This window comes from Enterobacter sp. TMH.L2 (genome assembly GCF_050847315.1).
Taxonomy (GTDB): Bacteria; Pseudomonadota; Gammaproteobacteria; order Enterobacterales; family Enterobacteriaceae; genus Cedecea.
Map to the genome: position 1 here is coordinate 2,660,417 of NZ_CP193791.1, position 11,586 is coordinate 2,672,002.

General features: G+C 54.5%; 9 protein-coding genes. 6 read left to right on the forward strand and 3 right to left on the reverse strand.

Translation table 11 applies throughout. The annotated features are described in order from the left end of the window. Window positions 1-206: 206 nt before the first annotated feature. Window positions 207-1,595, reverse strand: a complete 1,389-nt coding sequence (pntB, locus tag ACREYP_RS12745; RefSeq protein WP_008456379.1) for a Re/Si-specific NAD(P)(+) transhydrogenase subunit beta — start codon at window positions 1,593-1,595, stop codon at window positions 207-209. A 10-nt stretch (window positions 1,596-1,605) separates the two neighbouring features. Beyond that, complete coding sequence (gene pntA, locus ACREYP_RS12750; RefSeq protein ID WP_336817648.1) at window positions 1,606-3,135, reverse strand: Re/Si-specific NAD(P)(+) transhydrogenase subunit alpha; 1,530 nt, start codon at window positions 3,133-3,135, stop codon at window positions 1,606-1,608. 544 nt (window positions 3,136-3,679) lie between these two features. On the opposite strand from pntA, the gene ydgH reads away from it, so the two are divergent. From ydgH to tus, 6 genes are all read left to right on the forward strand, one after another. Next, window positions 3,680-4,624 (forward strand): DUF1471 family protein YdgH, encoded by a 945-nt coding sequence (gene ydgH / locus ACREYP_RS12755; protein ID WP_008456381.1) that lies wholly within the window; start codon window positions 3,680-3,682, stop codon window positions 4,622-4,624. Between the two features lie 188 nt (window positions 4,625-4,812). Next, a complete protein-coding gene (locus ACREYP_RS12760; protein WP_008456382.1) occupies window positions 4,813-6,195 on the forward strand; it encodes an amino acid permease in 1,383 nt (460 codons plus the stop codon). A 24-nt stretch (window positions 6,196-6,219) separates the two neighbouring features. After that, on the forward strand, window positions 6,220-6,951 hold the full coding sequence (folM, locus tag ACREYP_RS12765; protein ID WP_336817895.1) for a dihydromonapterin reductase: 732 nt from the start codon (window positions 6,220-6,222) through the stop codon (window positions 6,949-6,951). A gap of 77 nt (window positions 6,952-7,028) precedes the next feature. Then, window positions 7,029-7,757, forward strand: a complete 729-nt coding sequence (gene rstA / locus ACREYP_RS12770; RefSeq protein WP_008456384.1) for a two-component system response regulator RstA — start codon at window positions 7,029-7,031, stop codon at window positions 7,755-7,757. A 28-nt stretch (window positions 7,758-7,785) separates the two neighbouring features. Next, window positions 7,786-9,081, forward strand: a complete 1,296-nt coding sequence (gene rstB, locus ACREYP_RS12775; RefSeq protein ID WP_008456385.1) for a two-component system sensor histidine kinase RstB — start codon at window positions 7,786-7,788, stop codon at window positions 9,079-9,081. Window positions 9,082-9,216: 135 nt separating this feature from the next. Next, window positions 9,217-10,146 carry a DNA replication terminus site-binding protein gene (gene tus / locus ACREYP_RS12780; RefSeq protein ID WP_336817649.1) on the forward strand — a complete coding sequence of 310 codons (930 nt, stop codon included), beginning with the start codon at window positions 9,217-9,219 and terminating at the stop codon, window positions 10,144-10,146. Window positions 10,147-10,149: 3 nt separating this feature from the next. Here tus and fumC read toward each other — a convergent pair whose 3' ends face one another. Next, complete coding sequence (gene fumC, locus ACREYP_RS12785) at window positions 10,150-11,547, reverse strand: class II fumarate hydratase (protein WP_008456388.1); 1,398 nt, start codon at window positions 11,545-11,547, stop codon at window positions 10,150-10,152. Window positions 11,548-11,586 lie beyond the last annotated feature (39 nt).

Below are 11,586 nucleotides of genomic sequence, written 5' to 3' on the forward strand. Positions count from 1 at the left end.
GACAAATGGCGTGATTGTTTATTTCTAAAACTAAAAATATCTTCTTGAGATCCTCTCAATACCTTCGTCCTCCAGATCTGTTTGTTTTGTAAAATATCACACGCTGCGGCTTCGCTCTGATTGCGCCTGAACCTGCGTTTTCGTTCCTGTCCCGTACCCCAAAAAAAAGCCGCCCATTTGGGCGGCATTCACAAGACGGCTAACGCTTACAGCGCTTTCAGAATCGCTTCGACGCTGGCTTTGGCATCACCAAACAGCATCTGGGTGTTCTCTTTAAAGAACAGCGGGTTCTGCACGCCTGCGTAACCGGTATTCATTGAGCGCTTAAACACAATCACGTTCTGCGCTTTCCACACTTCCAGCACCGGCATACCGGCGATTGGGCTGCGCGGATCGTCCTGAGCAGCCGGGTTTACGGTGTCGTTCGCCCCGATAACCAGCACGGTGTCGGTGTCGGCGAAGTCGTCATTGATCTCGTCCATTTCCAGCACGACGTCGTAGGGCACCCGGGCTTCAGCCAGCAGTACGTTCATGTGGCCCGGCAGACGCCCCGCGACAGGGTGAATACCAAAACGTACTTTGACTCCGCGGGCACGCAGTTTTTCGGTAATTTCCGCCACCGGATACTGCGCCTGGGCCACCGCCATGCCGTAGCCTGGGGTGATGATCACTGACGTGGAGTTCTTCAGCATTTCAGCCGTTTCTTCCGCGCTGATTTCACGGTGTTCACCCGCTTCTTCCGTTTCACCGGTTGAAGAACCGTCTGTTCCAAAACCGCCGGCAATCACGCTGATAAACGAGCGGTTCATCGCCTTACACATAATGTAAGAGAGGATGGCACCAGAAGACCCCACCAGCGCACCAGTGACAATAAGCAGGTCATTGCTGAGCATAAAGCCCGCAGCCGCTGCGGCCCAGCCGGAGTAAGAGTTAAGCATCGACACCACAACCGGCATGTCTGCCCCACCGATGGACGCCACCAGGTGCCAGCCAAACGCCAGCGCAATGATAGTCATCACCAGCACGGCCAGAACCTGCATACCAACGCTTTCGGTACGCACAAACACCAGCAGCAGCGCGAAGGAAACCACCAGCGCCGCCAGATTGAGCTTATGACGATTTGGCAGCATCAGCGGTTTAGACGAAATTTTACCGCGCAGCTTGCCAAAGGCGACAATAGAGCCGGTAAAGGTCACTGCCCCGATGAAGATCCCAATGAAGACTTCCGTTAAGTGGATATTCTCCATGATCGGCTCAAGGCCCGGACCGTGATCGAGGTAGCTGTTAAAACCAACCAGCACCGCCGCCAGGCCCACAAAGCTGTGCAGCACGGCAACCAGCTCCGGCATTTCGGTCATTTCGACTTTCTTCGCCAGGTGAATACCAATCGCCCCGCCGATCACCATCGCGATGATAATCCACACGACATTGCCAGTTTCCGGGCCAAAAATGGTCGCCACCAGCGCAATCGCCATCCCCGCGATACCAAACAGGTTACCCTGCTTTGAGGTTTCGTGTTTCGACAGGCCAGCCAGGCTAAAAATAAACAGGATCGCGGCAACAATGTATGCAGCTGTAACTAATCCACCAGACATGTGTTACCCCTTAGTTCTTCCGGAACATTTTCAGCATGCGCTGAGTGACGGTGAAACCACCAAAAATATTGATACTGGCGATCAGTACCGCAATGAAGCTCAGGAAGCTGACCCAGCCACCGTGGCCAATCTGCAGCAGCGCACCTACCACGATTATCCCTGAAATAGCATTCGTCACCGACATGAGCGGCGTATGCAAAGCATGGGAGACGTTCCATACCACGTAGTAGCCCACCACGCAGGCCAGCGCAAAGACGGTGAAATGACCAAGGAACTCTTTTGGCGCCACACTTGCGAACCAGCCAAACAGAATAATTGCCAGCGCCATCAGGCCATATTTAAACCACGGAGACGTTGGTTTTTTCTCTTCGACCGGCTCAGCAGCTGGTTTTGCAGCGGCCTGCGGCTGAGCGGAAACCTGAATCGGCGGCGCAGGCCAGGTGACTTCACCTTCGCGAATAACGGTCACACCGCGCACAACCACATCATCAAAATCAACGGTGATATTGCCGTCTTTTTCCTTACACAGCAGCTTGAGCAGGTTGACGAGGTTAGTGCCGTAAAGCTGGGAGGACTGGGTCGGCAAACGACCCGGCAGATCGGTATAACCAATGACCTTCACCCCGTTAGGCGTCACGGTGACCTGGTTCGCAACGGTGTATTCGCAGTTGCCGCCGTTTTGTGCCGCCAGATCGACAATCACGCTGCCCGGCTGCATGGAATCCACCATTTCACGGGTAATCAGCTTCGGTGCAGGTTTGCCCGGAATCAGCGCCGTAGTGACGATGATATCCACCTCTTTCGCCTGAGCCGCAAACAGCGCCATTTCGGCTTTGATAAAGGCTTCGGACATCACCTTCGCATAGCCATCCCCGCTGCCGGCTTCTTCTTTGAAGTCCAGCTCCAGGAATTCGGCGCCCATGCTTTGCACCTGCTCTTTCACTTCAGGCCGGGTATCAAACGCACGAACAATTGCCCCGAGGCTGTTGGCCGCGCCAATCGCCGCCAGGCCCGCAACACCCGCGCCGATAACCATCACTTTAGCTGGCGGGACTTTACCGGCGGCGGTGATTTGCCCGGTGAAGAACCTGCCAAACTCATGTGCGGCTTCGACAATCGCACGGTAACCGGCGATGTTAGCCATGGAGCTAAGCGCGTCCAGCGACTGCGCACGTGAAATACGCGGCACTGAGTCCATCGCCATAACGGTGATGTTCCGCGCCGCCAGTTTTTCAAGCAGCTCCTGGTTTTGCGCCGGCCAGATAAAGCTGACAAGCGTCGAACCTTCACGAGCAAGCTCAATTTCGTTATCCAGCGGGGCGTTCACTTTAAGGATAATGTCCGACTGCCAGACATCCGCGCCGCTGGCAACGATCGCCCCCGCGCGCTCAAACGCTTCGTCGTCAAAACTTGCCAGTTTCCCCGCATCGCTTTCAACGGCGACAGTGAATCCCAGTTTAATCAGCTGCTCTACCGTTTTCGGCGTGGCGGCTACACGGGTTTCATTGGCCAACCGCTCTGTTGGTACACCAATACGCATAGTATTCCCTTCCATCTGTTTTTGATGATGGTTTGCCAGACCTTGCCATGGCCAGACGCAAGCATCCGCCCGCACGCGCAGGCAGATATCTGTTCCATTACCACTTCAACAAAAAATACATCTGTAACAAACTTTTTATAACCTACTGAAAATAACGACTGTGATCTACATCCGCATCCTGGTATTTCTATTTTTATCGCAAAAATTCAGTCATCAGGCGCTCAGACAGTTGTTTTAATCTTTATTTACACGCCGAGGCCTGATAATACGCTTAACCGAGACGGTAAGACATGATTCTACGCCGCAACAAAAACCAATTTTAACAACATTTTAACCAAATAAGTCATAAGCTTTATCAGTTTTAGCGGTGAATGCCTCTTTTTTTAACTTAATAACGTTTGTCGCGGTTATTCATCGCCGGGAAGGCACAAGGCGCGAAAAATGCCGCAGACAAGGACGTTATTTCCAGCCATAATCGGCATCTAATCGGTCCTAATCAGAGAAGTACCTGTATTCATTTTGCGCAAGGCGAAGGATTATTTTTATGAATCTCAAGAACACCCTTCTGGCGTCAGCTCTTATTTCCGTCACCTCGCTGTCCGCTCAGGCGGCGACCGAACTGACACCAGAGCAGGCGGCCGCACTTAAGCCGTACGATCGAATCACTATCACAGGCCGCTTTAATGCTATCGGCGATGCCGTGGCCGCCGTATCTCGCCGCGCAGATGCTATCGGGGCCGCTTCTTTCTACGTGCTGGACACCAGCGCAATGGGCGAAAGCGGCAACTCCCGCGTCGTGGCTGATGTTTATAAGAATGATGCACCTAAAGCCGATGCGCCTAAGAACCGCGTCATCAATGGCGTGATGGAGCTGCCGAAAGACCAGGCTTATCGACTGGAACCCTTTGATACCGTCACCGTTCAGGGTTTCTTCCGTACCCAACCGGACGTTAATGATGCCATTACTAAAGCTGCACGCGAAAAAGGGGCTGCCTCCTTCTTTATCGTGCGCCAGGTCGATACCAACCAGGGCGGCAACCAGCGCGTAACGGCGTTTATCTATAAAGCTGACGCTAAAAAACGCGTTGTGCAAAGTCCGGACCTGCTGCCAGCAAACTCCGAAGCAGGTAAAGCCGCGCTAGCCGCGGGCGGCGCTGCTGCCAAAAATGTGGAAATTCCAGGTGTTGCTTCTTCAGAAACGCCGTCTTCCGACGTTGGCCGTTTCTTTGAAACCCAGTCATCTCAGGGTTCACGTTATACCGTAACGCTACCAAACGGCACCAAAGTACAGGAAGTCAACAAGATAACGGCTGCTCAAATGGTGCCATTTGACAGCATTAAGTTCACCGGTAACTTCAGCAGCATGACCGAAGTTTCCTACCAGGTTGCGAAGCGTGCAGCTGATAAAGGGGCTAAGTTCTACCACATCACTCGCCAGTGGCAGGAACAAGGTAACAACTTAACCGTCAGCGCAGACCTGTTTAAATAAGATACACCATCAATCAAAGGGCAGCTTCCGCTGCCCTTTTTTTTGCACTCAAATCATTTTATCGCACCACACGCATTGCAAGCAGTGTGCACACTCCGTAAAATCCCGCGCCTTAGCGTGATCCTCCATTTATATGCGAAAAAGCATAATAATTATGCTGGAACACTTCTGACCTCAACAGGATGCGTATGGAAAAGAAACTTGGCCTCGCAGCGCTCACCGCGCTGGTATTAAGCTCCATGCTCGGCGCAGGCGTGTTTAGCTTGCCGCAAAATATGGCAAGCGTTGCGAGTCCGGCTGCGTTGCTGATCGGCTGGGCGATCACTGGCGTAGGTATCCTCCTGCTGGCTTTGGCGATGCTGGTGCTTACCCGACTCCGCCCCGACCTGGACGGCGGAATATTCACCTACGCGCGTGAGGGCTTTGGGGAGCTTATCGGCTTTTTCTCGGCCTGGGGTTACTGGCTGTGCGCGGTGATCGCCAACGTTTCTTACCTGGTCATTGTTTTCTCCGCCCTTAGCTTCTTTACCGACACGCCTGAGCTGCGTCTGTTCGGCGACGGCAATACCTGGCAATCCATTGTTGGCGCATCCGTTCTGTTATGGATGGTGCACTGGCTGGTGCTGCGAGGCGTACAAACGGCGGCCAGCATCAACCTGGTCGCAACGCTTGCGAAGCTGCTGCCTTTGGGGATGTTTGTGGTACTGGCGGCAGTTGCTTTTAAGCTATCTACCTTCTCTCTCGATTTTACCGGTATTAAACTCGGCGTTCCCGTCTGGGAACAGGTGAAAAACACCATGCTGATTACCCTTTGGGTCTTTATCGGCGTGGAAGGGGCCGTGGTGGTATCCGCACGAGCAAGAAATAAAAAAGACGTTGGCAGAGCAACGCTTCTGGCTGTCATTGCCGCACTCAGCGTCTACCTGCTGGTCACGCTACTTTCACTCGGCGTAGTTGCTCGCCCTGAGCTTGCTGCAATGCGCAATCCGTCGATGGCTGGCCTGATGGTCGAAATGATGGGCCCGTGGGGGGAAGTGATTATTGCTGCCGGGTTGATTGTTTCCGTGTGCGGCGCGTACCTGAGCTGGACAATTATGGCTGCAGAAGTGCCATTGCTGGCGGCAACCCATAAAGCTTTCCCCAAAATGTTTGCCCGTCAGAACAAAAATAACGCACCGTCGGCTTCTCTTTGGCTGACGAATATTAGCGTGCAGGTGTGCCTCGTGCTGATCTGGCTGACCGGGTCGGACTACAACACGCTGCTAACCATCGCCTCAGAAATGATTCTGGTGCCTTATTTCCTGGTGGGTGCATACCTGCTAAAAATCGCGACCCGCCCTTTACACAAGGCGATTGGTTTTGGAGCCTGCCTCTACGGTTTGTGGTTGCTTTATGCGTCAGGCCCGATGCATCTGCTGCTTTCGGTCGTATTGTATGCGCCTGGATTATTAGTCTTTATTTACGCGCGTCGTACCCATACGCACGAAAAGTCGCTAAATTTAAAAGAAAGAACGATGATTTGCCTGATGCTGCTGGCAGCATTTCCGGCAACGTGGATGCTGGTGGGGTAACGAATCCTTTCCCCGGCAACTATTCTGGATGAGGGGAGCCAAGCTATTAACCGACCTATTCTTATCACCGGTGCAGGCCAGCGTATTGGCCTGGCACTGGCTCAGCATTTTCTGGCTAAATCTCAGCCGGTAATTGTCAGCTATCGCACTCGCCATCCCGCTGTCGATAAACTTGAACAGGCCGGTGTCACTTGCCTGTACGCCGACTTTTCAACGAATGAAGGTATCCTTGAATTCGCTGAACGGGTGAAGTCACTCACGCCCGCACTGCGCGCCATCATTCATAATGCCAGCGAATGGAAGCCAGAAACTCGCGACACGGCCCTGTGCGATACGCTACAGGCAATGATGCAGGTTCATGTTACCACGCCCTACTTACTTAACCATGAGCTGGAGAGTTTGCTGCGCGGACACGGTCAGGCGGGCAGCGATATCATCCATCTGACCGATTACGTGGCGGAGCGCGGCAGCGACAAACATATCGCTTACGCCGCCAGTAAAGCGGCACTGGAAAATATGACGCTCTCTTTTGCGCTTAAACTGGCCCCGGAAGTCAAGGTCAACGCCATCGCGCCTGCCCTGATCATGTTTAACACCGACGACGATGCCGACTACCGCCAGCGCTCGCTTAACAAATCGCTGATGAAAATCGCCCCGGGTGAGCAGGAAATTGTGCGTCTGGTTGAGTATCTGTTGACCAGCCGCTATGTCACCGGCAGAAGCCATGCCGTAGACGGTGGCCGGCACCTACGCTAACACTGTTTACCAACCATTAATGGTGTAATCTATTGCATCATTGTATGTTCAAATTTTAAAAGCCGACGCGGCGGATTATGAGCAAAATAGTTTACGTGGAAGACGACCCGGAAGTTGGCGGCCTGATAGCCGCCTATCTCGGGAAACATGACATTGACGTTATCGTTGAAACCCGCGGTGACCGCGCCGAAGCGGTTATCCAGCAACAGCAGCCGGATTTGGTTTTGCTGGATATTATGCTGCCAGGGAAAGACGGGATGACGCTATGCCGCGACCTTCGCCCACAGTGGGACGGCCCAATTGTTCTGCTGACATCTCTGGACAGCGACATGAACCATATTCTGTCGCTGGAAATGGGCGCAAATGACTACATTTTAAAAACAACGCCGCCTGCGGTGCTGCTGGCGCGTTTACGGTTACACCTCCGTCAACGTGTTTCAGCCCAACAAACGGCAGACACAACGGCCAGTAACCTCAAGCCGCATAAAGCTATACGTTTTGGCACGCTGTGTATTGACCCGCTGAACCGCCAGGTCACGCTTGGGGATGAAAACGTTGTGCTGTCGACTGCGGATTTCGATCTGTTGTGGGAGCTAGCCACCCACGCAGGCCAGATAATGGACCGTGATGCCTTATTAAAAAATCTGCGTGGTGTGACCTATGACGGCATGGATCGCAGCGTGGATGTGGCCATCTCCCGCCTGCGCAAAAAGCTGCTGGATAATGCGACTGAGCCCTTCCGTATCAAAACCGTGCGCAACAAAGGCTATTTATTTGCCCCTCACGCCTGGGAAAGCGAAGCTTAATGAAATACGGATTTGACGGTAACGCTCAATGAAAAAGCTGTTTGTACAGTTTTATCTTTTGTTGTTTGTCTGCTTCCTGGTGATGACCATGCTGGTCGGGCTGGTGTATAAGTTCACCGCCGAGCGGGCGGGACGACAGTCGCTCGATGACTTAATGAAAAGTTCGCTGTACCTGATGCGCAGCGAGCTACGTGAAATTCCGCCGCGGGACTGGAATAAAACGATCAACGATCTCGACCTGAACCTCTCCTTCAAGCTCAATATTGAGCCGATGAGCAAGTTCAAACTCGATGACGTTGCCGCTCGCCACCTGCGAGAAGGCGAGATTGTGGCGCTGGACGAAGAATATACATTCATCCAGCGCATTCCACGCAGCCACTACGTTCTGGCCGTCGGCCCAATTCCGTATCTCTTTTATCTGCATCAGATGCGGCTGCTGGATATTGGCCTGATCGCATTTATCGCCATTTCGCTCGCCTTCCCGGTGTTCATCTGGATGCGCCCGCACTGGCAGGACATGCTCAAACTCGAAAGCGCCGCCCAGCGATTTGGTAAAGGGCATCTGGATGAGCACATCCATTTTGATAATGCCTCAAGCTTTGAACGGTTGGGCATCGCCTTTAACCAAATGGCCGATAACATCAACGCCCTGATTGCCAGCAAGAAGCAGCTGATTGACGGCATTGCCCACGAGCTGCGTACCCCGCTCGTTCGCCTGCGTTACCGTCTTGAAATGAGCGACAACCTCAGCGAAGAGGAATCTCTGGCGCTCAATCGGGATATTGGCCAGCTAGAAGCGCTGATTGACGAGCTGCTGACCTACGCACGCCTCGACCGCCCGCAGACCGAGCTTCATCTGGCGCACGTCAAATTTGCCAGTTGGATGGAAACGCATATTGCCGACGTACAGCTCATTCACCGTCAGCGCCGGATTAGCCTGGAGACAGATACCCTCACCGCCATTGACTATGGCGCGCTGGATCTGCGCCTCATGGAACGCGTCACGGACAACCTGATCAATAACGCCCTGCGCTACAGTGAGCAACAGCTGCGCGTCAGCCTGTGGCGTGAAGATGATATCGCCCATTTGCAGGTAGAAGATGACGGCCCGGGCATTCCTGAGGAAGAGCGCGCCCGCGTATTCGAGCCTTTTGTTCGCCTCGACCCCAGCCGGGACAGGGCAACCGGCGGCTGCGGGCTTGGCCTGGCGATAGTCCATTCTATTGCCGTGGCGATGGGTGGACACGTCACCATTGAAAGCAGCTCTTTGGGCGGCGCCAGCTTCCGCTTTTCATGGCCGGTCAATACCACGTACCTTTCCTGAATCCTGAATCCTGAATTCGCCAGCCCGGTAACCCCTACCGGGCGATTTTTCCCTGTTAAGCGCCACGTTCACAGTTGCTGATGCGGTCTCCCGTTGCTACAGTTCATAAGTATGTTGTAACTAATGTGAGTCGCTATGCCACGCTACGATCTTATTGAACGTTTAACGTCCACCTGCCGGGAGCTGGAGCAGCACCTGACTGTGCTCAGGGCACAGCTCGGTCAGCTTCGACTGCTCAGCGGGCGGGTCTTTACGCTGCCGGAGATAGAAAAAAGCAAAGAGCACGATCCGCTCTCTAAGATTGAAGTCACCCAGCGCGTCGGGCTGGAGGCGCATCACGCCGCCGTCGCCCACTTTACGCGGCTGTTTATCCAGCAGCAGTCGGAAAAAATCAGCACCAAGGCCGCCGTGCGCCTACCCGGCGCGCTCTGTTATTCGGTCAGCGAAGAGCAATACCAGCAAACTTCGGGGCTCCTGGAAAACATCAATCAGTTGAAACACGCTCTGGAGCAGATTATCAGCGTCGAGTCGACGCTTCCCTCCGCCCAGCGTTTTGAATGGGTTCACCGCCATATTCCCGGCCTGCTTACCCTGAACGCATACCGCGCCATTACCCTGCTTGAAACGCCGGACACCGTGCGTTTTGGCTGGGCGAATAAACAGATTGTCAAAAACCTTAGCCGCCAGCAGGTGCTGGAGATGCTGGAAAAAAGCCTGAATGCCGGTCGAGCCGTGCCGCCGTGGACAAAGGAACAGTGGGCCGAGCGCGTGAGGCAGGAAATGGATGAAGTGCAAAGGCTGCCGGAAAACGCACGGCTGAAAATCAAGCGCCCGGTGAAGGTTCAGCCCGTGGCCCGCGTGTGGTATCAGGCGCAGCAGAAACAGGTGCAGTATGCCTGCCCTTCTCCGCTGATTGTGTTGTGTAAGCAGGAAAGTGGTGAAACCTCGCCCGATTTAGGCGAACTGCTGAATTACGATGCCGAAAACATTCAGCACCGCTATAAGCCTCAAGCGCAGCCGCTGAGACTGATTATCCCGCGGCTGCATCTGTACTGCGAAACGTAAAACTTACGACTTCATGCTGCCGACCATATCCTCAGGGCGAACCCAGGCGTCAAACTCATCCTCGGTCAGATAACCGAGCTTCAGTGCCGATGCTTTAAGGGTCAGCCCTTCTTTATGGGCCTTTTTGGCAATTTCTGCCGCCTTGTCATAGCCAATATGGGTATTGAGCGCGGTCACAAGCATCAGCGACTCGTTCAGCAACTGGCTGATGCGATCGCGATTAGGCTCAATGCCCACTGCGCAATGCTCGTTGAAGCTTTCCATGCCGTCGGCCAGCAGGCGAACGGACTGCAGGAAGTTATGGATGACCATCGGGCGATAAACGTTCAGCTCGAAGTTACCGGACGCACCGCCGATATTCACCGCCACGTCGTTCCCCAGCACCTGGCAACACAGCATGGTGACGGCCTCGCACTGGGTCGGGTTCACTTTGCCCGGCATGATGGAGCTGCCCGGTTCGTTCTCAGGAATCGACAGCTCGCCAATGCCGCAGCGCGGGCCGGAAGCCAGCCAGCGAACGTCGTTGGCAATTTTCATCATCGACGAGGCCAGCCCTTTCAGCGCGCCATGCGCATGAACCAGGGCATCGCAGGTGGCCAGTGCTTCAAACTTGTTTGGCGCCGTGACGAAAGGCTGCTTCGTGAAGTCAGCCAACTCTTTTGCCACGCGCACCGCATATTCAGGGTGGGTATTCAGCCCGGTGCCCACCGCCGTACCGCCCAGCGCCAGCTCCGCCAGATGCGGCAGGCTATGGTCGATGTGCTTCAGGTTATGCTCAAGCATCGCCACCCAGCCGGAGATCTCCTGCCCCAACGTCAGCGGCGTGGCGTCCTGCAGGTGGGTACGGCCGATTTTGACGATATCCTTAAACGCATCGGCTTTTTTGGCCAGCGTTTGCCTGAGCACGTTTAGCTGCGGCAGCAGGTGCTCGCGAACCGCGATAATGGCCGCCACGTGCATGGCGGTCGGGAAAACGTCGTTCGAACTCTGACTTTTGTTCACGTCGTCGTTCGGGTGCACCAGTCGCTCCATCCCACGTACGCCACCCAGAATTTCACTGGCGCGGTTCGCCAGCACTTCATTCATGTTCATGTTGCTTTGGGTGCCGGAGCCGGTCTGCCAGATAGCCAGCGGGAACTCACCGGGGTGCTTTCCTGCCAGCACTTCATCTGCGGCCGCGATAATGGCCGTACCGCGCTCTGCAGGCAGCAGGCCGAGGTCAACGTTGACCTTCGCCGCCGCGCGCTTGGTAAGCGCCAGCGCTCGAATCAGCTCGGTCGGCATTTTCTCGGTAGAAATGCGGAAGTGCTCAAGTGAACGCTGGGTCTGCGCCCCCCACAGCTTATCTGCCGGGACGTCGATCGGGCCCATTGAGTCTTTTTCACTGCGACTGGATGTCATGCCTTTCTCCTTTGCGATAAAAAAAGCCGCCACTATAGG